We start from the raw sequence: 21,460 nt of genomic DNA, 5'->3' as shown, positions 1-21,460 counted from the left end.
GTGAGGCATGCAACGGCCTACGCGCGGGATGTGCCTCAGCCGCGGCCGACGTAAGGCATATTGCTGGCCATGACGGTCAGGGTCAGGATATTGGCGTCCAACGGCAGGGCGGCTACGTGACGGACCGCATTGGCTACATGGGTGGCGTCCATCATTGGTTCCGGTGCGGTGGTGCCATTGGCTTGCAGCACGCCGCGCGTCATGCGTTCGGATAATTCGGTCAGCGCGTTGCCGATATCGATCTGGCTCGCGACGATGTTGTAGGCACGGCCATCCAGCGCCAGGGCTTTGGTCAGGCCGGTCACGGCGTGTTTGCTGGCGGTGTAGGGGGCGGTGAACGGACGCGGTGTGTGTGCCGAGATCGAGCCGTTGTTGATGATGCGTCCGCCTTGCGGGGATTGGCGGCGCATCAGCCCAAAAGCGGCGCGGGCGCAGAGAAACACGCCCGTGACGTTGGTGTTGATGCAACTGAACCATTTTTCTAAAGGCAGCTCGTCCATCGGCACCGCGGGGGCATTGACGCCGGCGTTGTTGAACACCATGTCCAGACGGCCGTAGGTTTTTTCGATGGTGTCGAACAGTGCCTGGACACTGTCGGGGTCCGTGACGTCGGCGGGAACGGCCAGCGCCGTTTGTCCCTTGGAGGCGGCTTCGTCGACGAGTTTGTGCAGCGGTTCAGGCCGACGGCCTGTTACGACGACTGTCCAACCGTCCTCAAGCAAGCCCAACGCCGTGACGCGGCCAATACCGCTGCCTGCGCCAGTGACCAGAGCGATTTTTGGGGTAGTGCTGGTGTTCAAGGGGACTGCTCCTGAGTTCAAGGGTTATTGAGCGAAATAAAAGAAATCACGATTCGGCGGGGCCAACGGTCATGGCGAGCTCGCCGATGCCCGTAATGCCCGCGGTAATCCGGTCGCCGGGTTGCAGCGTGCTCACGCCCACGGGGGTGCCGGTATAAATCAGGTCGCCCGGCATGAGTTCGACAGATCGGGACAACATGGCGATAAGTGCCGGGACGGACCATGACAGGCCGGATATATCTGCGCGCTGACGCTCTACGCCGTTGACGGCCAGCCACAGCGCGCCCTGTCGAGGGTGACCACAGACGGATGCCGGAACGATGGGCGTGCAGGGGGCCGAATGATCAAAGGCCTTGGAGGGCTCCCACGGGCCGCCGACGCGTTTGGCCTGCTGCTGCAGGTCCCGCCGTGTCATGTCCAGGCCGACGGCATAGCCCCAGACATGCTGTGATTCCGCGTCTGCCGGGTCGATGTTCCGGCCGCCTTTGCCGATGGCGGCGACCAATTCGATTTCGTGGCAGAACGCTGTCGTCTCGGGCGGGTAAGGCAGGACCCCATGCGCGGGCATGACGGCGGTTGCAGGTTTCATGAACCAGGCTGGCATCTCGGTGGGGGCCGGTTCATCTGCCGTCCAGCGATAGTTGCGGCCGATACAGAACACGCGGGACACGGGAAAGCGAGCATCATTGCCTGATACCGATACGGTCGTCGGCATCATCGCTGGAAAAACGAGTTCCATCATCACCGGCTCCGGTTCACGCTCAAGTCGTCAAACTCATCGCGGGGCGTTCGCCAGCGAGTGCCTGAGCCACACTGGCGAGCACCATGTCGGCCATGGCGCGCCGTGTTTCCCAGGTCGCGCTGGCGCGATGCGCCTGCAATGTCGCACGATCAGATTGACGCAATGTCAGGGGAACGCGCGGCTCATCCACAAACACATCCAGGCCGACGCCTGCTATGCGGCCGGCGGCCAGCGCTGCGGTCAGGTCGGTTTCGTTGACGAGGCGTCCACGGGCCACGTTAACGAGAAAGCCTTGCGGGCCGAGGGCTTCGAGAACCGGCGCGTTGACAATGCCTTCTGCTTTATCGGCTGCCGCGCAGAGCACGAGCGCATCTACCTCGCGTGCGAGGTCGACGAGGTCTGGCACAAATTGATGGGCGACGTCGTCCATGGGGCGCAGGTCGGTATAAAAAATAGGGCAGCCAAAGGCCGCCACGCGCGTAGCGACCGCGCGTCCCACTCGGCCCATGCCCACGATGCCGACGTGCATGCCGCTGAATCGGCGGGCGAGCGGGATAGCACTAGGTTGGGGATGTTGTTCCCATTGTCCATCGCGAACGAATCGATCTACCGCGCACAGATTGCGGCATGCCGCAATCAGCAAGCCGATTGCGAGGTCGGCGACATCTTCGGTCAGTGCGCCCAGCGTGGCGGTAACTGCCAGGCCTCGGCCGCGACAGTAAGCCAGATCAACTGCATCTGTGCCCACGCCGTTGATCGCCACGACCTTGACGTCAGGCAACTGCTCGAGCATCTCGCGGGAAATCCCGGTGTGTCCCCCAGTGATCACTGCCTGGATCGCCGATCCGTGTTGTTGCAACCATACCTTCTGGTCCGCGATTTCGAAATATCTGTGCATCTCGTATAGCGAATCGAGTTGCTCGTTGATTTCAGGGATCAGGATCGGATTCAGTTGCAGGACCTGCGGCTTCATGTGGAGTCTCTTCAAAAAGGGGCCTGGTTCACGCGGGATTAAGCGAAGGATGTATGCATCGTATTTAATGATTGATTAATAAGGCAATATTGATATATAAAATCAACATATATATTCGTTTCAAAGTGGATCATGGGTTCCTGGATTTCGATGGACGAGGCGTGCAATCTGCTCGGCGTGCGCCCACAGACCATCTATGCCTACGTCAGCCGAGGCAAGATTGAGGTCATGACCGACCCGGTTGATACGCGCCGCAGCCTGTATCGTGCTGAGGACGTTGCTGCCTTGGTCAAACGCAAGCAGGCGGGGCGCAAACACGAGACATTGGCGACGAATACCTTGTTTGGGGCAGAGCCCAGTATTCCGACGGCGATATCGACGTTTTTGCGTCAGCGCTTGTATTACCGGGGCAAGGATGCGATCGAGTTGGCGCGCTCGGCGACTCTGGAAGAAACCGCCAAGTTGCTATGGGATGCGGCGCAGCCTGTCGATTTTTCGTCTGCGCTCCGCCCTCCCACTGGCAAGCCCGGACGGGCGGCGGCCTTTGGTCTGCTGGCCAACTTGGCCGCGACAGGGCATTCGACTCACGGGCGCCTGATTCATATCCTGCAAAACGAAGGGCAACAGTTGGTTGGGCTCTTGGCCAATGCGTTTGGTGCGCAGTCCGGCCGAGATCCGATCCATCTGCGTTTTGCGCAGGCGTGGGATCAGCCTGCTCATGTCGCTGATCTGCTGCGGAAGGCGATGGTGTTGATCGCCGATCACGAATTGACGAGTTCAGCATTTGCCACGCGCATTGCCGCCTCGGCGGGTGCCTCGCTACCTGCGTGTCTGCTGGCCGGGTTAATGACGCTGTCAGGCCCGTTGCATGGCGATGCGTCGGGGCGTGTGCAGGCCTTGTTCAACGAAGTAGAACGGGTCGGCGAGGACAGTGTCATCGCTCATTATCTATCCACGGGGTTGCCTTTGGCGGGATTCGGTCATCATCTCTATCCTGATGGCGATCCACGCGCAACGGCGCTGCTGGCTGCATTTGAACCGCCGGAGCAGATCTCGCGATTCATTGAAAAGGTGACTGCGCTCACGGGCCTGCATCCCAATATCGATGCAGCCTTGGCGGTGCTGGTGTCGCACCATCGTCTGCCTGCGGATGCGGCTTTTGGCTTGTATGCCACGTCGCGCAGTGTGGGGCTGTTGGCGCACTGCATGGAACAATTGAGCGTGGCACAAGTGATACGCCCGCGTGGGCGATATGTGGGGCCGGTGCCTGATGTGGTGTAGGTTGCGTCGTTTGGGCGGCTAAGTAGTTCGGGGGGGAATGATGTTGTTTTGTGACGGGGTATGAGTGCTATTGGACGTCGAATCGGGGCAGTGACCGTGTTGGCGCTTCACGGAGTCGGTCGGCCGCCTGCGCGGCCGACACCGCTTCGTCAACCTCGTCGCTACGCTCCTTCGGTTTCCCTCGCTCGACTCCGAGGCGCGCCAACACGGTCACTGCCCCGCTTCGACTCACAGCATTTCTGATTCCCTCGCCGCTGGCACGGGTGGTCTACGTAGGCTTCGTAGGAACTGGCTCTTGCGAGGACGAAGATCTTGCAGGGCGGCTATTCATTGGCGCCTACGGGCGCGCCAATGAATAGCGTTCGCGATCTGCATGCGAAGGCTTTGGCGTCAGCGATAAACAGACGATCTCTCGAGCGATGATTTCTCATAGATCAGCAGACGACTGTTCGTACCACGACTTCGCGATATCCAAAGATGTGCGACGCATCTTCGCATGCATTAACTCTAGCCAAGCAGATCTTCCAACCAAGCACCACGCCCCCCGTCGCATGCCCGGACCGATCGCTATTCGCGCGTGTGCAGGGCACGCGCGAATAGCAGCCCTGCAAGATCTTCCTCTTTGCCAACACGGTCGCAGAAAAATGCCAAGCAAGAGACTCGTGCCAGCGATGTGACGAGCTTGAATTACTGCGAGTCGAGCCGAGGCAATCGGGCCGTGAGGGCGCCTCAAAGCCGAGTGGAGCGGAAGCTGAAGGTAGGCCCGTAGGGGCCGGACGAAGCAAGTGAACACGGTGTCCGGCGCCCGCGCGCCGGACCGGCTTTGTGAAGCCCTCACGGCCCGATTGCCTCGGCTCGACGTCCAATAAACACACTAACCTCACATTTGAAGATACGTACAAATTGACAGTACGATCAAGCTGACGTCATCACCACCATGATTTCCGCGTCGCGTGCGCTCAACGATAAATAGAGATGGCCCTGTCCGCTGTCGAAATAGGCGGATTCATGTTTGCTGAGCGTCAGGTTCTCACCCGACTCGAAGCAAATACGGATTTTGCCGGATAAGACTACGATGAATTCCTGACCCGCGTGTCGGATAAAGCCGTCGAAATCCTCGACACTGCGAGCCATGATGCGCCCGTACATGGGAGTCATGGTGCGCTGCGGATAGTCGCCGGCGAGCAATCGATAGCTGTAGTTGCCCGTGTCGTAGTCGGGCGACTGGGTCGTGGAGGCTTGCGTGGGGACAGTGCCGGGATGTGCATCCGGGTCAGACAGTAACTGAGAAATGTCGATGTTCAGCGCACGCGCGACGGCGGTGAATTTCTCGTAGCTGACGGAAACCTGGCCCAGCTCCATCTTGGACAGGGTGGACAGTGCCACGCCGGATACGGCCGACAGCTGCTTTAGTGTCAGGGCACAGGCTTTGCGGGCGGCGCGCAACTGTTGACCCATGCGTGCGCGCGCCGTATCCGGCGAAGAGGGAGCAGAAGGCTGAGTCAACGCGATACCTCGAAAATGTGCAACGCCTGCTGGGCAGGGCTACTTGGGAGTGCAGATGGGATGGTGAGTGGCGCTACATGCTACGCAAAACCCCTCCGGCACCGTATAAGGTAACTACTGATTGACGGTAATTTTGTCACATAAGAGAATTCTCTTAAATGAGAATTTAAGAAGCGCCGTATCCCTATGAACGACTCTGATGTGTTTGACTTTGCCGTGATCGGCGGCGGAATCGCCGGAGCCTCGGTGGCTTATCGCTTGTCCGGCCGCGCCCGTGTGGTGGTGCTGGAGCGAGAAGAGCAGCCTGGCTACCATTCCACCGGCCGTTCGGCTGCCATGTTCATGGAGGCCTACGGGACGCCGCAGATCCAGGCATTGACGCGCGCCAGCCGGGCGTTTTACGAGCAGCCGCCCGAGGGATTCACCGAGCACCCCATTTTGTCGCCGCGCGGGTGTCTGTACCTGGGAAAGACCGGCCAGGAAGCATTGCTGCAACAAGTCTACGAGGAGACCGTCAAGGCCGCACCCAACGTCAGTCTCATCAGCGTCGATGATGCGATGTCGCGGGTGCCGTGTTTACGCGCGGACCGCTTGATCGGTGCGATGTTCGAGCCCGAGGCGCAGGATCTGGATGTACACGGATTGCATCAAGGATTCCTGAAGGCCATGCGTCAGCAGGGCGGCGTGCTGCGTTGCCAGGCCGAGGTGGCCTCCGCGGTGCGGGATGGGGGGTATTGGACCTTGACGCTGAGCGACGGGCAGACAGTGCGTGCGGCGCACGTGGTCAATGCCGCGGGTGCATGGGCGGATCACGTGGCGGCTCGTTTCGGCGTGCAGCCCATCGGCTTGGAGCCCCGCCGACGTACGGCATTTACCTTTGCGGGTCCAGAGGGTGTGGATTGTTCGCAGTGGCCTACGGTGTCTGATCTGGACGAGCAGTTTTATTTCAAACCGGATGCAGGGCAACTGCTGGGTTCGCCAGCGAATGCCGATCCGGTGGCCGCCCACGACGTCATGCCCGAGGAACTGGATGTGGCGACAGGCATCTATCACATCGAAGAGGCCACCACTCTCACCATTCGACGCCCGCGTCATACATGGGCCGGGCTGCGTTCGTTTGTGCGCGATGGCGATCTGGTCGTCGGGTGGGATGATGCAGTGCCCGGATTTTTCTGGTTGGCTGCGCAAGGCGGCTACGGTATTCAATCGGCTGCCGGGGTATCCGAGTTGGCTGCGGCACTGCTGTTGAATCAGCCGGTACCCGATACGTTGTTGGCCCACGGCGTACAAGCCGAAATCATTGCACCGGCGCGTCTGCGTTGATTCTTAAAGAAGCCCGTCGACAGGCGGCTCATCAAGCACAAGGGGAAACCATGAAGACCTTATCAACGATGTGTGGCGCTTTGGCCATTGGCGTGGCTGCGATGGCTGCCACCTCCGTCAGCGTGGCGGCATATCCCGAGCGGCCCATTCAGTTGATTATCCCCTATTCGCCAGGCGGCGCTGGCGATGTGGCCGGCCGTATTCTGGCCAAGGCGATGAGCGACGCATTGAAGCAGACGGTCGTCGTGGAAAACAAGGCGGGAGCGGGCACGATTCTCGGTGCGCAGTTTGTCGCTAAAGCGAGCCCGGATGGTTATACGTTGCTGCTGAGTTCCGGGACGACATTCACCATCAATCCCGCGATTTATCCGTCGTTGCCTTATTCGCCCAAAGAGGATTTCGTGCCCTTGGGTGTTCTCGGGCGAACGGCCATGGCGATCGTGGCGAACCCGAAAACACCGTACTCCAATCTGGCTGATCTGGTGAGCGCTGCAAAGGCCAAGCCGGACAGTATCGCCTATGCATCATTCGGCATCGGGACGGTATCGCATTTTGTGGCCGAGCAGTTTCAAGACGCAGCGGGCATCAAGATGATGCACATCCCCTATAAGGGCAGCGCGCCTGGGATGACGGATTTGATTGGCGGCCAGGTCCCGGTGATGTTCGATACGGTGGTGGCTGCCATGCCGCAGGTAAAGGCAGGAAAAATCAAGGCGCTGGCCGTGACAACGGCAAAGCGATCGAGCTTCTTGCCTGATGTGCCTACGTTGGCGGAAAGCGGGTATCCTGGTTTTAACGTGGATACGTGGATCGCTTTGTTCGGCCCGAAAGGCCTGCCCGAAGACGTGCAGCACACGTTGAGCCAGGCGATGGAAGCTGCGCTGAAAGATCCCGCCACGCTGGATCAGTTGCGCACGGCCGGCGTTGATGCCGCATTCGAGTCTGCGGACTCATTGCGCAAGACCATTGCAGAAGAAACTCCGCGTTTTGCGGAAATCGCCAAGCGCGCCAATATTCAGGCGCAGTGAGTACCGGTTATGCCATCGAATGTTGTGACGCCTGAGTTTTTGCAAACGCTGCGTAATGCAGAACCTGTGCTGTGGCTACGTCCCGGGCCTGCGGATTGCCGTGTGGACGCGCCCGCAGATACCGGATTGACGAAGGATCAGATCGCGGCTGCGCAGGCGCGGTTTGATCGATTTGCGCCATTGCTGGCGGAGCTCTTTCCCGAGTTGCGCGATAGCGAGGGAGCGATCGAGTCGCCGTTGTTGCGTACGCCGAAAATGCAGATGGCGTTGGGTTTGCCCGAGACGCAGGGGCGATTGTGGCTCAAGGCAGATCATGCGTTGCCGGTGGCCGGATCGATCAAGGCGCGCGGCGGCATTCACGAAGTGCTGGAATTCGCCGAGTCCGTGGCATTGCGCGAGGGGCTGATTCAATCTGGGGATGATTACCGGAAATTGGCCACGCCCGCCGCGCGGGCATGCTTCGCCCGTTATCAAGTCGCGGTGGGGTCCACCGGCAATCTGGGGTTGTCGATCGGTGTGATGGCGTCTGCGTTGGGATTTTGTGCCGCAGTACATATGTCTGCGGACGCAAAGGCCTGGAAAAAAGCCCGCCTGCAGGCGCGTGGCGTCGAGGTCGTAGAGCATAGCGGCGATTACGAGCGCGCTGTTGCAGCAGGCCGGGCGCAGGTACAGGCCGATCCTCACGGCTATTTTGTCGATGACGAACGTTCGGCCTCGCTGTTCATGGGGTATGCCGCTGCAGCGCTGCATTTGCGTGCACAGCTTGATGCTGCGCAGATTCTCGTGGATGCGCAGCATCCCTTATTCGTTTATCTGCCTTGTGGTGTAGGCGGTGCGCCTGGCGGCATTGCTTATGGTTTGCGCCAGGTGCTGGGCGAGCATGTGCATTGCTTCTTTGCCGAGCCCGTGCAATCGCCGTGTTTTCTGGTGCGGATGATGGCGGGCCATGGCCAATTGCCCGGCCTGCCGGCAGCGCCTTCGGTGTATGACGTGGGCCTGCATAATCGTACCGAGGCTGATGGATTGGCCGTGCCCCGTGCGTCTGAACTGGCGTACGGCGCAGTGGGAGGCATGTTGTCGGGAGTCTATACGGTGGCGGATCAGACCTTGTTTGACGATCTGATTCGGTTGCACGATACCGAGGGCATACGGATTGAGCCTTCCGCTGCGGCAGGCTTCAGCGGTCCTCGGCATATCTGCCTGAGCGCTACGGGCCATGCCTATCTGGCCGAACACGGCTTGTTGGCGCAGATGCCGCAATCGACACACCTGGTGTGGACGACCGGCGGGCTGTTTGTGCCTGACGAAGAGTATGCACGTTTCCTGAATCGTCGTTGATTCACTATCGGAGCAATGGATGAAAAAAGCTTTACTGGCGATGAGTCTCGCCATGTCTTGCATGGCAGTAGGAATGACATCAGCGGTGGCGCAAGAGCCCTATCCGTCTCGTCCTATCACGCTGGTGGTGCCATTCCCGCCGGGCGGCTCTACTGATACGATGGGCCGCGTCATGGCCAAGGCACTGGGCGATGTGCTGGGCCAGAGCGTCGTGGTGGAAAACAAGGGCGGTGCGGGTACGGTGATTGGCGCCAGCTATGTGACCAAGGCCGCGCCGGATGGGTACACCTTGTTGGTCAGCTCTGGCACGACGTTCACGGTCAATCCTGCGATTCGCACCAACATGCCCTACGATCCGGTCAAGAGTTTCGAGCCGTTGGGCATTGTGGGGCGCACAGGCCTGGTATTGTTGGCGAATCCCAAGGTGCCGGTGCATAACCTGAAAGAGTTCGTAGCGTATGTGAAAGACCCCGCGAACAAGCAGCCGCCTTATGGTTCGTATGGCACAGGAACCACGTCCCAGTTTGTCGGCGAGGCGTTTTTGGCCGAGGCTGGATTGCAGATGGCGCATATTCCCTATAAAGGCAGTGCGCCGGCGATGACGGATCTGATTGGCGGGCAGATTCCATTTACCTTCGATACGGTGTCCGCGGCGATTCCGCAGGTCAAGCAAGGCACGGTGCGGGCGATTGCTTTGTCCAGCCCTAAACGTTCCAAGTTTTTTCCAGACCTTCCTACGTTTGTAGAACAGGGGTATGCTGGGCCCGAGATGGATACGTGGTTCATGGTGGTTGCGCCGCGTGGCTTGCCGGCAGCGGTCAAGACCAAATTGGAGGCGGCACTGCAGACCGCGGTGGCGAATCCCGAGGTTCAGAAGAATCTGGAGGCCCAGGGGTTCGAACCGGACTACGGCAGTGCCGCGGACGGCGAGGCACTGATTCAAAAAGAATTGCCGATCATGCGCGACATTGCAGAGCGCGCTCACATCAAGCTTGATTAAGGTTTTCTCATGGCACTGGATGATTCCCTGGTTTCTCTTTCGGCCGTTACGCTGCGGCAAATGATCGGCGCGCGACAGTTGTCACCGGTCGAGTTGCTGGAGGCCTGCATCGCCCGTATCGAAGCGGTGAACCCGTACGTCAATGCGGTGACGGCCAAAGCCTATGCGCGTGCGCGCGAAGAAGCCCGCGCCGCCGAGCGTGCGGTGATGGCGGGGGACATGCTGGGCTTGTTGCATGGTCTGCCGATGGGTGTGAAAGACCTGGAGCCCACAGCGGGATTGCTGACGACGTTTGGCTCGCCGATTTATCGGGATCATGTGCCAGAGCACGATGTCGAGCTGGTGGCGCGTTTGCGCCGTGCGGGCGCTATCGTGACAGCCAAGACCAACGTGCCCGAGATGGGGGCGGGCGCGAACTCGCGCAACGTTGTATGGGGTGCGACGGGGAATCCATTCAATCCGAATTTGAATGCGGGTGGGTCCTCGGGCGGGTCCGCTGCGGCACTGGCATGCGATATGTTGCCGGTGTGCACGGGATCGGACACGGGGGGATCATTGCGTATTCCCGCCGCCAAGTGCGGTGTGGTGGGATTCCGCCCCTCGCCCGGCGTGGTGCCCAGTGTGCGCAAGTTGCTGGGCTGGACGCCGATTTCAGTCGTGGGACCGATGGGGCGCACCGTCGAAGAGGCTTGCCTGCAAATGGCGGCCTCGGCGGGTATGGATGCGGGCGATCCCTTGAGCTATCCGCTGGATCCGCTGTCGTTCCTGCGCCCCGAGTCGGTCGACCTGGGCTCGTTGCGCGTTGCGTATACCGAGGATTTCGGCGTGTGCGCGGTGGATGATGGTATTCGCGCTACGTTCCGTACAAAGATCGCGGCGATGAAGCATTTGTTCGCGGCCTGCGAGCCGATCGAGTTGGATCTGGGCGAGGCGCATCGTTGTTTTGATGTGTTGCGCGCCGAGGCGTTTGTAGCGGGGATGCGTGAGGCGTATGAGCGGGACCCTGCTAGCTTGGGCCCCAATCCCCGTGCGAATTATGAGATGGGCGCGGCGATGAGCCTGAAGGACAGTGCGTGGGCGCAAGCCGAGCAGACGCGTATCCTGAAGCGTTTCCAGGAGATCTACGCCGACTATGATCTGATCCTGTCGCCGACTACGCCGGTGTCGCCGTTCCCGTGGACGAGCCTGTATGCGGATACGATCAATGGGGAAAAGCAGGAAAACTACTACCGTTGGCTGGCGCTGACGTATGTGGTGACCTTGACCACGCATCCTGCCTTGTCCTTGCCTTGCGGGCTGGACGGACATGGCATGCCGTTCGGTTTGCAGATCGTGGGGCCGTTCCGCGGCGATCGCGAGGTGCTGGGAGCATCGTACGCGATGGAGCAGGCGTTCTCGCGCATCGAGGCGCTGCGTCGCCCGCGTCCGAATCTGGCGGCATTGCAGGTCGCCGAGCCGGCGTTGACGTCGATTGTGACGGCGCCGCCGGTGTTGGATGGACAGGGGCAGGGTGGGGCTGTATCGGCGGTGTGATGTATTTTTTGGAAGGTGCAGGTCGAAGGTGTGGCTTGGTGGAGGCGGGACGGGTTCTTGAGACGTTTGCCACGGCCGGGCAGGCGTGGCGGGTGGGCCTGGTCCGCTGACTCGCCCCCTGAACGGGGGCTCGGCCTACGTCCGTGCATGATCGGCGGGCCGGGGGCCAAACTCGCTTCGCTCAAACATGGCCCCCGGACTTCCCCCGCCGATCATGCACGGACTCGGCAGCTCCCAACAGGCCCACCCGCCACGCCTGCCCGGCCGCGGCAAACTCATGCCCCGGAGGACTCGGATCACGATCCTGAGTCTGAGCGGCTGACGTCGACTTCGGGTTGTACCGACATGCCTACGCGCAGCAGGCTGGTGTTTTCTTGGTCAGGATCCAGCGCAATGCGCACGGGCAGGCGTTGCACGATTTTGGTGAAGTTACCTGTCGCGTTGTGGGGGGCAATGGCGGAATAGCTGACGCCGCTGGCGGGACCGACGCTTTGCACTTTGCCGGAAAATGTTTGTCCGGGCAGCGCGTCGACAGTCAGGATGACAGGCTGGCCTGCGCGCATTTTTGCCAACTGAGTTTCGCGGAAGTTGGCTTCCACGTAGATGTCTGCCAACGGAACAACGGTGACGAGCGCTTCTCCGATTTTGGCGAAATTACCGACTCGGAGATTTTTGTGGCCGATCACGCCTGAGATCGGGGCCACGATATGGGTATAGGACAAGTTGAGCTCGGCTTGCGCGACGGCCGCTTTGGCTTGTTCGACGGCAGCGGCCGCGCGTTGCAGATCGGCCTGCAAAATGGTCAGACGCTCGGTTTCGGCTTGGTGAATGGCGCGGTTTTTCTCGTGCTGGGCTTCTTGTACGCGCAGACGGGCCAAAGCCTGCTGGCGAGCTTGTATGGTGCCCGAACCATCTGCGGCCAGGTTGCTGTAGCGATTGAAATCGGCGCGAGCCAGTTTGAGATTGGCTTGGTCGGCGTCTAATGTGGCGCTGGCTTGGTGGATGACCGATTGCTGCACGGTGGCTTGTGCTTTTAATGCGTCGGCACTGGCTTGTGCACTGGCGAGTGTGGCCCTGGCACTGCGCACCGCCAGTTCGTAATCGCGATCGTCAATGCGCGCGAGTAATTGGCCGGTTTTGACGGTCTCGTTTTCTTCGACCAGGACGTGGGTGACCAGGCCCGCAACCTGAGGGGCGACTGAAGTGATATCGGCTCGGATATAGGCATCGTCCGTTGATTGAGACGAGGCGGACGCCTCGGGACGATTGATCACGATGGCCGCGATGACGGCAGCGGCAATCAATATTCCGCCTGATACGAGTTTGGTTTTTTTGCTCAATGCCATGATGGTTCTCAGTGCTTTGAATCAGTGTTTCGGATGCATCGCCGCGGTCGGCGAGGGGATGTATTGGAGGGCGAAGACCAACGGGATCAGGATGGCCGCGAAGGCGGCCAACGCCCAATAAGCGTCGGCGATGGACAGCACAGCAGCCTGGCCTGCGATAGTGGATGCCAAATCAGCCGGTGCCGGAGCCTGCGCCCGAGCGGCATGATCCAGCAGCATTTCGCTATGAAAGCGCGTGCGCAGTTCGATTAACCGGCTGATTGCTGCGGAGCCCGCCAATGTTCCCAAGGCACGCAACAGATTGACCATGCCCGAGACATAGGGACCTTCCATGGGTTGAACCACGCTGGTCGATAGAAACAGCAACGCCACGACCGCCAACGGTTGGCCGATGGCTTGCAGGCTCTGCGCCCAGATGAATTCCGTCCACATCCATTCGGAGGTCAGGTGCGCGCCCATCATGCAGGACAAGGACAGACATGCCAGCCCCAGGGCCATGACGGCTCGGGCGTCTACCCATTTGCGATACAGCAGCAACGACACGGCGGGAGCGACGATGAGCTGAGGCAGCCCGATCATCAGGCCGATGGGAGCGCTTTGCTGCGCGCGATAGTCCCATGTATGGCCCAGGTGCAGGGAGGGCAGCAAGGAGCCGGACAGGAAAATGACCAACAGGGAAAAGAAAATCGTGAAGCCCAATCCCAGGTTGCGCCGGCTCAACAACTGCAGTTTGATGAACGGTGCGGGATGGTGCCATTCCGTAAACAAGTAGTATGCGACCAGCAGCAGGCCTACGACGAGGCAGGTGCTGATCAGCGGGGAAGCAAACCATTCGAGCCGGTTTCCCTGATCCAGGCCGACGGCCACGAGCGCCAAGCCGAGGGCACCGAAAATCAACCCGAACCAGTTCGCCTGGCCAAAGCGCTCGGGTTTGGGCATGTCTTGCGGTACGCCCCAGGAGACTAATAGTCCGGCGATCAGGCCTGCGGGAATGACTTGCCAATACACCATCCGCAAATCGAGCAATTGGTCGGTCCATAGTCCGGCCAACCACGTAGACACATTGGGCGCGAAGGTCGCTGTCATCGAGTACAGCGCCAGCGCATATAGCCGGATCGATGGCGGCAGGAATCGTAGGGCGGCCATCATCAACAAAGGGATCAAGGCACCGGCGGTCAAGCCTTGCAGAGCACGCAGGATCAATAGCAAGCCCATGTCATGCACGAACGGCAGCACGCAGGCGATTGCGCTGCAGGTGCCCAGCATCATCAGATGAAAGCGGCGCAAACTGAGCGTGATCGCAAACCAGCCGGCGATCGGCATGGCGAGCAGTTCGCCTGCGCTATAGACGGTGGTGATCCAGGATCCATCGTCCAGGCCAAAGCCGCTGGCGCCGCGCAGATCGGCCAGAGCCAATGAGCCCACCCGATTGTTGATGCCCGCGATCATGGCGGCCAGGAATATGCCGGTCAATCCAGCAATCAGGCGTGGCGTGAGCGCGTTGGCGTTATGGCTGGCAGTTGCCGCGGTGTTGCTTGAGGAGGAAGTGTTGGCGATTGCGGGCGTGTCAGCAGGAGGCGCGGTGTCGGTGATTGCCGGCGTGCTGGTCGATGTCGCTGCGTTGGCCGCTCCGGGCGGGTGGGCCGCAGCGGGAGCGTTGGTCGTTGACGCAATATCGAGGGGGACCGTTGTCGGGGTCATGACTGCCCCTCGGCCTCAGCCTGTGGCGCCCAGCCGCCTCCCAGGGCCTTGTAGAGATAGACGATCGCCACGGCACTGCCTGTGGTGGCGTTGCTGAGCTCCAATTCGCTGGCCAGGAGATTACGCTGAGCCGTCAGTACCGTGACGTAATCTGTCGCCCCGGCACGGTAGGCGCTTTCTGCGGCGCTCAGCGCCTCTCGGCTTTCGGTCATGGCGCGCTGCAAGGCGGTCTGACGCTGTTGTTGCGCGACGAGGGCGTTGAAGGCATTGTCGACTTCATGCCAGGCTTGCAGCACGGTCTGGCGATAGGTAACGGCGGCCTCTTTCTGTTTCAGCTCGGTTAATTCCAACGTGCGCGTCAGGCGGCCTCCCTCGAAAATCGGCAAATGAATGGCCGGACCGATAGAGAAATTGGTAGAGCTCCACAAGCCCAGGTCATCACGTTCAAAAGCCTGTGTGCCAAAGCTGCCGATGAGAGAAATACGAGGATAGAAATCGGCCTTGGCCACGCCGATCGCGGCAGTGGCTGCGTGCAGATTGGCCTGGGCGCGTTGGATGTCGGGACGGCGCAGGGCCAGTTCAGAGGGCAATCCTACCGGCAGCTGTACCGATGCATTGGGCAGCGCGTGGGCTTGTTCCAATTGCGCATCCAGGCTGCGAGGCGGTTCGCCCACCAGCAGCGCCAGCGCATTGAGCAAGACATTCTCCTCATCGCGCAATTGTGGAATCAACGCGTCGACGGACGCTTGTTGGGATAGGGACGAGGCGATGTCGAAACGCGTCGCGACGCCGTTTTTCTGACGGCTCTGCGTCAGCTTCACGAGATGGGTCGCGATATCCTGGTTTTGCAGCGCAATGGCCAGGCGCGTTTGCACGCCACGCAGCGCGAGATATTGCCGGGCGATTTCGGCGGACAAGGACACTTGTACGCCGCGCTCTTCGTAGACCGAAGCCTCGAGCGAGGCGAGGGATTGCTCGCGTTGCCGGCGCAGCCGGCCCCAGATATCGATCTCCCAACTGGCATCAAAACCTGCTTGCCACAGGTCGGTGGCGGCCGTGGGGGATCCGAGAGCGACCATCGGCCCGTTTTCACTGAGTGCCTGGCGGGTCACGCTGGCGTCCAGCCCGATGCGCGGAAACAGATTGGACATGACGATGCCGGATCGCGCGCGGCTCTGCTGTACGCGCAGCGCGGCAGCTTGTACGTCGAGGTTGCCCTCCCAGGCGCGAGCGATCAGGCTGTCCAGCACGGGATCGTTCAGCATGCGCCACCAATCACGGGGCACGGGGTCCGCCGATAGTGCCTGTTGAGCTTGCCCCTCCTTGGGCTGGAGTTGCATGCCGTCAAGCGCCGCCTGCGGGACCTGGAAATCCGGGCCAACGGCGCAGCCAGCAAGCAGCGCCAGGGCCAGGATGGGCGCCGCGCGGCTGCCGAAATAGGTGACGATAGACATGGGATGAGCCGTACGAAGACTTTTGTGAATTAAACTAAACCTCTCGGTACAGTATGGTATTCTCTGCTCAGAGACAGGTCAACTATTTTTGAACCGAACGGTACACACACCCAAATGAAAAAGACCGATCACCCATCCGAATCCACAGCGGGTCAGCCCAGGAGCTCTGGGGCTGCACGCGTGGCAAGCGGTGCACAGTCCGGTTCCGGTAGTGATTCCAAGCTCTCAGAGTCGTCCCCTTGCCCGACGGGTAAGGCATTGGCGGTCCTTGATGCGGCGCGCGATGTTTTTTTGACGCACGGTTTTTCCGCGGCGACGACGGACATGATTCAACAGGCCGCGGGTGTGTCCAAGGCTACGGTTTATGCACACTACCCCACAAAAGAGGCCTTGTTTGCGGCGGTGATCGAACGGCAATGCGCCATGCACATGGACGCGCTCAGAGCAGGACGGTCGATGTCAGGAGGAATCCAGGCAGTGTTGGCCGAAATGGCAAATGCGTACCTGGATTTTGGATTGGCGCCGTCGGGCTTGGCCTTGTTCCGCGTGGCGGCAGCGGAAGCGATCCGTTTTCCCGAGCTGGCACGCACTTTTTATGAGAAAGGCCCCAAGGTCTATTGCACGATCGTAGCCGAACATCTGGAGCGGGCGGTGCAAGCCAAGGAATTGGATCTGGGCACCATGACCAGCAAAGAGGCCGCTGCGGTGTTTTTCAGCCTGGTCCGCGGCCACATTCAGCTGCAAAGTCTGCTGCTGTCCGATCGCCCAGCGACCGCGGCCCAGCGCAAGCGCTGGGCCAATCTGGCGTTGGAGACTTTTTTTAAGGCGTTTGGGACGCGTTAGCCACAGTCGATATCGCGTCCGCACCACCGCCCAGCACCTTGTAGAGCGTGACGCGGTTGACGGCTTCGTTAAGCTGCAACGTGATCAATGTTTGCTGCGCGCTGTACAGCGTGCGTTGAGAGACCAAGGTTTCCAAATAGCTGTCTACGCCATTGCGATACAGTGCATCGGCAAGCGTGTAGCTGCGTTGATTTGCCGCGACCTGGGCACGTTGCGCATCGAGTTGCTCATCGATGTTGTTGCGGGCGACCAGGGCGTCGGCGACTTCGCTGAAGGCAGTCTGGATGGCTTTTTCATATTCGGCCACGGTGACTTCTTTTTGAATCTTGGCGGAATCCAGCGAGGCTCGCAGCGATCCAGCGTTAAAGATCGGGATGGAAATGCTGGGCACGAACGACCAGGTGCGGGTGCCGGCGTCAAACAGGCTGGACAGCGCGTCGCTGCTGCGTCCCGTCGCAGCGGTCAACGAAATCGTGGGAAAAAACGCGGCCCGCGCTGCGCCGATATCGGCGTTTGCCGCTTTTAATGTGTGTTCTGCGTACAGCACATCGGGGCGTTGCAACAGCACATCGGACGACAGGTTGGCAGGCAGGGGCGCGAGCGCGACGGCTTCGTTGTCGGTAGGCACTGGCAGCAGATCGTCACTCACGGGCGAGCCAACGACCAGATCCAAGGCGTTGCGCGCTTGCTCCAATGAGGTGGTGTAGCTGGCGACATCGGCGCGGGCGCTTTCTACACTGCCTTGGACTTCGGATAAGTCGACGCCGGACGCGATGCCCAGCGCGTGTTTGCTCTCTGTGAGTTTCAAGGTGGCGCGTTGGCTTTCCAATGTTTCCTTGGCTAATGCCAATTGCTCTCGATACGCGGCTATCGTGAGCCAGTCGCCTGCGACCTCGGCGACCAGGCTCATGCGCGTGCTGCGTTGCGTTTGCTCGGTCGCGAGATAGGTTTCCAGCGCCTCGTCGGTCAGGCTGCGGATGCGTCCAAAGAGATCCAGTTCCCAACTGCTGAATCCGACTTCGGCGCTGACGCTGCGGCCGACTTGTGAACTGCCTGTGCCTGTGCTGGCGGCGCTGGTGCGTGCCGCGTTGTAGCTGCCGGATGCTTGCACCGAGGGGAACAGATCGGATCGTTGGATGCGATAGGTGGCGCGCGCTTTTTCGATGTTTAGCACCGCGACGCGCAGGTCGCGGTTGTTATCCAATGCTGTGGCGATGACTTTTTGCAGGCGCGCATCGAGAAAGACTTTGCGCCAGTCCAGGTCCGCGACCGGTGTGGCGTCGGCGACGCCAGCCGTAGCGCTGCGAAACTGCGTGGGTACCGGCGATGCCGGACGTTCATAATCCGGAGCCATGCTGACGCAGCCGCTCAATGCGAGTGCGCACACGACGGGGATCAGTTTCAGGGTCAAGGACTTCATGGGGTGACCTCGTCATGGTTGGCGGTGTCGCCGTGCTGGGTGGGGGCCGAGGCGTCAGCCGATTTGGGTTTGCCTGGGAACAAGGTACGCACCACTACGTAGAAGAGCGGAACAAAGAAAATACCCAGCACGGTGGACGCCAGCGTGCCGCCCAGTACGCCGGTACCCAGCGAGTGGCGGCCGCCCGAGCCTGCGCCCGTGCTGATGACCAGCGGCAGCACGCCGAGCATGAATGCCAGTGAGGTCATGAGGATGGGACGCAGGCGTTGTTGGGCAGCCTCCAGCGTTGCTGCGATCAGCGATTTGCCTTGCTCTTCGAGTTCTTTTGCGAATTCGACGATCAGGATGCCGTTCTTTGCGGCCAGGCCCACTGTGGCCAACAAACCCACCTGGAAATACACGTCATTGCTCAGGCCACGCAGGCTGGTCAGCAATAGCGCGCCTACGACACCGATGGGAACGGCCAGCATCACGGAAAAGGGAATGGACCAGCTTTCGTACAGAGCGGCCAAGCACAGGAATACGAACAACAGCGACACGGCATACAGCAGCGGCGCCTGCGATCCCGATTGTTGTTCTTGATACGACAGGCCTGACCAGGAGTACCCGAAACCTGACGGTAGTTGCTTAACGAGCGTGGCCATTTCCGCCATGGCGGTACCGGAGCTGACACCGGACGCCGGCTGACCGGTAATTTCCATGGAGGCTGAGCCGTTGAATCGCGATAGCGAGGCGGGCGCGTATCCCCAACTGCTGCTGGAAAACGCCGAGAACGGCACCATATCGTCGCCGCTGTTGCGTACCGACCAGCGGCCGATGTCATCCGGCAGCATGCGGGCTTCTGCCTCGCCCTGGACGTAGACCTTCTTGATGCGTCCGCGATTGACGAAGTCGTTGACGTAGGTGCTGCCCACGGCGGTGGCCAGTGTGCTGTTGATGTCGCTTTGCGACAGGCCGAGGGCGCCTGCTTTGGCGTCGTCGATCTTGACGTCAAAGGTGGGGGCGTCTTCCAGTGCCTGGTAACGTACAGAGTCGAGTTTGTCGTTTTTGGCCGCCAGCGCGAGGAGCTGTTCGCGTGCCTGGACTAGCGCCTCATGGCCAGCGCCGCCGAGGTCTTGCAGTTCCATCGTAAAGCCCGCACTCTGGCCCAGCCCAGGAATACCAGAGGGAGTCATGGCAAAGATCTGAGCGTCGCGGAACCGTTTTGCCATCGCCATGCTGATGCGCATGCCGACCGTATTGGCGTCTGCGTCGCGCTCGTCCCAGTCTTTCAGGCGGACGAAGCCCATTCCTGAGTTTTGTCCGCTGCCGCCGGTGCTGAATCCCGCTACAGACATGATGGATGCGGTTTCCGGTTGTTCTTTGATGTAGTCAGCGACTTCGTCCATGACTTTCAGCGTCTGTTGCTGCGTGGCCCCCGAAGGCAATTTCACCATGACCATCAGCATGCCCTGGTCTTCTTCGGGCAGGAATGACGTGGGCAAATGCCAGAACAGGCCACCCGCGACGATCAAGATCGCCAGATAAATGATGCCCCCCGATTTGCGATGGTTGGTCATGAAACCGACACCCTGGTGATAGCGCTTGCCGGTGCGATCGAAGAGCGTGTTGAACCACTGGAAAAAACGTCCCAACAGGCCTTTGCGGCTGACATGGCCGCCTTTTTCGATCGGCGTGAGCATCGTGGCGCAGAGGGCCGGGGTGAGGGTCATCGCAACCAGCACCGACAGGATCATGGCCGAGGCAATGGTCACGGAAAACTGACGATAAATGGCGCCGGTAGAGCCACCGAAGAACGCCATGGGCAAGAAGACGGCAGTGAGCACCAATGCGATACCGACGAGTGCGCCCGTGATCTGTCCCATGGATTTGCGCGTGGCTTCGCGTGGGCTGAGGCCTTCTTCGCTCATGATGCGTTCGACGTTTTCGACGACCACGATGGCATCGTCTACCAACAGCCCGATGGCCAACACCATGGCGAACATGGACAAGGTGTTGATAGAGTATCCGAGCAGGGCCAGGATTCCGAAAGTACCCATCAACACGACAGGCACCGCAATAGCGGGGATCAAGGTCACGCGCCAGTTCTGCAGGAACAGGTACATGATGGCCACCACCAGCACGATGGCTTCGAACAGGGTGGTCACGACTTCTTGAATCGAGATTTTGACGAAAGGCGTCGTGCTATAGGCGACGTGGTACTGCAAGCCGCTAGGGAAAAAGGGTTGCAACTCTTGCAGCTTGGCATCGACGGCCTCGGAAACATCCAGTGCATTGGCGCCCGAAGCGAGTTCGATCCCGATACCGGAGGCAGGCTTGCCGTTGAATTTACTGATGATGGAGTAGTCTTCGGTGCCTAGTTCTACGCGCGCAACATCCGAGAGATGGACGACTGCACCACTGGTTTCGGATTTGATGACGATGTCTTTGAACTGATCGGCCGTTTTCAGGCGGCTGCGAGAGTTGACGGTCGCAGTGAGCGCCTGGCCTTCGACGGCAGGAACCGCGCCCAGCGAGCCCGAGGATACGTCGGCGTTCTGGTTCTCTATGGCACTCGTGACATCCGAGGGCATCAGAGAATAGGTGCGCAATTTTTCGGGGTCCAGCCAGATACGCATGGAGTATTCCGACCCCATGACGCGCACGTTGCCCACGCCAGAGACTCGGCTGACCGGGTCCTGGATGGTAGAGACCATGTAGTCGGCCAGGTCTGTACCATCCATGCTGCCGTTTTCAGAAGTGAACGCCAGCACCAGAAACATGTTGCCTGATGACTTGGTGACGGTGACGCCGGTGCTTTGCACGCTGTCCGGCAACATGGATTGCGCCTGCTGCAGCTTGTTTTGCACCTGTACTTGGGCCGTGTCGGGGTTGGTGCCGGAGGCAAACGTCAGGGTGATTTCCGAGCTGCCCGATGAGGTGCTGCTGGAGGACATGTACAGCAGATTGTCCAGGCCCGTCATGTTTTGTTCGATCACCTGTGTGACCGAGTTTTCGGTCGTCTCTGCCGAGGCGCCGGTGTAGGTCGCGCGTATCGAGATGGAGGGCGGGGCGATATCGGGGTATTGCTCGATGGGCAGGGTAAAGATCGACAATGCGCCAGCCAGCGTGATAACGATGGCAATTACCCAGGCAAAGATGGGTCGGTCAATGAAGAAGCGAGCCATGGTGA

Annotated in this window: 16 protein-coding genes; 7 read left to right on the top strand and 9 right to left on the bottom strand. The window is 60.3% G+C overall.

Going from position 1 to position 21,460, the window contains the following annotated elements:
* Positions 1-35: 35 nt before the first annotated feature.
* From ACYVI2_RS08335 to ACYVI2_RS08325, 3 genes are read right to left on the bottom strand one after another with little or no spacing between them, the layout of a single operon-like run.
* Complete coding sequence (locus ACYVI2_RS08335; RefSeq protein ID WP_415821623.1) at positions 36-800, bottom strand: SDR family oxidoreductase; 765 nt, start codon at positions 798-800, stop codon at positions 36-38.
* A 46-nt stretch (positions 801-846) separates the two neighbouring features.
* On the bottom strand, positions 847-1,542 hold the full coding sequence (locus tag ACYVI2_RS08330; protein WP_415821622.1) for a fumarylacetoacetate hydrolase family protein: 696 nt from the start codon (positions 1,540-1,542) through the stop codon (positions 847-849).
* Between the two features lie 19 nt (positions 1,543-1,561).
* The gene (locus ACYVI2_RS08325) at positions 1,562-2,515 is read right to left on the bottom strand and encodes a 2-hydroxyacid dehydrogenase (RefSeq protein ID WP_415821621.1); all 954 of its coding nucleotides are present in this window, start codon (positions 2,513-2,515) and stop codon (positions 1,562-1,564) included.
* Between the two features lie 132 nt (positions 2,516-2,647).
* On the opposite strand from ACYVI2_RS08325, the gene ACYVI2_RS08320 reads away from it, so the two are divergent.
* Positions 2,648-3,796: a citrate/2-methylcitrate synthase gene (locus ACYVI2_RS08320; protein WP_415821620.1), complete on the top strand. Its 1,149-nt coding sequence runs from the start codon at positions 2,648-2,650 to the stop codon at positions 3,794-3,796.
* Positions 3,797-4,711: 915 nt separating this feature from the next.
* Here the strand turns inward: ACYVI2_RS08320 and ACYVI2_RS08315 are convergent.
* A complete protein-coding gene (locus ACYVI2_RS08315; protein ID WP_415822402.1) occupies positions 4,712-5,302 on the bottom strand; it encodes a helix-turn-helix domain-containing protein in 591 nt (196 codons plus the stop codon).
* Positions 5,303-5,488: 186 nt separating this feature from the next.
* Between ACYVI2_RS08315 and ACYVI2_RS08310 the strand changes: the two genes are divergently transcribed.
* From ACYVI2_RS08310 to ACYVI2_RS08290, 5 genes are read left to right on the top strand one after another with little or no spacing between them, the layout of a single operon-like run.
* Complete coding sequence (locus ACYVI2_RS08310; RefSeq protein ID WP_415822403.1) at positions 5,489-6,625, top strand: NAD(P)/FAD-dependent oxidoreductase; 1,137 nt, start codon at positions 5,489-5,491, stop codon at positions 6,623-6,625.
* Between the two features lie 50 nt (positions 6,626-6,675).
* Positions 6,676-7,653 carry a Bug family tripartite tricarboxylate transporter substrate binding protein gene (locus ACYVI2_RS08305; protein WP_415822404.1) on the top strand — a complete coding sequence of 326 codons (978 nt, stop codon included), beginning with the start codon at positions 6,676-6,678 and terminating at the stop codon, positions 7,651-7,653.
* Between the two features lie 9 nt (positions 7,654-7,662).
* Positions 7,663-8,991: a D-serine ammonia-lyase gene (locus tag ACYVI2_RS08300; RefSeq protein WP_415822405.1), complete on the top strand. Its 1,329-nt coding sequence runs from the start codon at positions 7,663-7,665 to the stop codon at positions 8,989-8,991.
* A 19-nt stretch (positions 8,992-9,010) separates the two neighbouring features.
* Positions 9,011-9,991, top strand: coding sequence for a Bug family tripartite tricarboxylate transporter substrate binding protein (locus ACYVI2_RS08295; protein ID WP_415822406.1), 981 nt, complete (start codon positions 9,011-9,013; stop codon positions 9,989-9,991).
* 9 nt (positions 9,992-10,000) lie between these two features.
* A complete protein-coding gene (locus tag ACYVI2_RS08290) occupies positions 10,001-11,524 on the top strand; it encodes an amidase (protein WP_415822407.1) in 1,524 nt (507 codons plus the stop codon).
* A gap of 296 nt (positions 11,525-11,820) precedes the next feature.
* Here ACYVI2_RS08290 and ACYVI2_RS08285 read toward each other — a convergent pair whose 3' ends face one another.
* Genes ACYVI2_RS08285 through ACYVI2_RS08275 form a run of 3 tightly spaced genes read right to left on the bottom strand, consistent with a single transcriptional unit; the run spans position 11,821 to position 16,025 of the window.
* Positions 11,821-12,870, bottom strand: a complete 1,050-nt coding sequence (locus tag ACYVI2_RS08285) for an HlyD family secretion protein (RefSeq protein WP_415822408.1) — start codon at positions 12,868-12,870, stop codon at positions 11,821-11,823.
* Between the two features lie 21 nt (positions 12,871-12,891).
* Positions 12,892-14,571, bottom strand: coding sequence for an MFS transporter (locus ACYVI2_RS08280; RefSeq protein WP_415822409.1), 1,680 nt, complete (start codon positions 14,569-14,571; stop codon positions 12,892-12,894).
* A complete protein-coding gene (locus ACYVI2_RS08275) occupies positions 14,568-16,025 on the bottom strand; it encodes an efflux transporter outer membrane subunit (protein WP_415822410.1) in 1,458 nt (485 codons plus the stop codon). Before ACYVI2_RS08275 ends, ACYVI2_RS08280 begins: the two co-directional genes overlap by 4 nt.
* Before the next feature lie 114 nt (positions 16,026-16,139).
* Here ACYVI2_RS08275 and ACYVI2_RS08270 point away from each other — a divergent pair, with 114 nt between their 5' ends.
* Positions 16,140-16,868 (top strand): TetR/AcrR family transcriptional regulator, encoded by a 729-nt coding sequence (locus ACYVI2_RS08270; protein WP_415822411.1) that lies wholly within the window; start codon positions 16,140-16,142, stop codon positions 16,866-16,868.
* On the opposite strand, the gene ACYVI2_RS08265 is transcribed toward ACYVI2_RS08270, so the two are convergent.
* Positions 16,846-18,288: an efflux transporter outer membrane subunit gene (locus ACYVI2_RS08265; protein WP_415822413.1), complete on the bottom strand. Its 1,443-nt coding sequence runs from the start codon at positions 18,286-18,288 to the stop codon at positions 16,846-16,848. The genes ACYVI2_RS08270 and ACYVI2_RS08265 overlap by 23 nt on opposite strands.
* Positions 18,285-21,455, bottom strand: a complete 3,171-nt coding sequence (locus ACYVI2_RS08260; RefSeq protein WP_415822414.1) for an efflux RND transporter permease subunit — start codon at positions 21,453-21,455, stop codon at positions 18,285-18,287. The genes ACYVI2_RS08265 and ACYVI2_RS08260 overlap by 4 nt, the downstream gene beginning before the upstream one ends.
* Positions 21,456-21,460 lie beyond the last annotated feature (5 nt).

This window comes from Bordetella tumbae (assembly GCF_054780995.1).
This window is presented reverse-complemented; position numbering and strand designations above follow the sequence as displayed.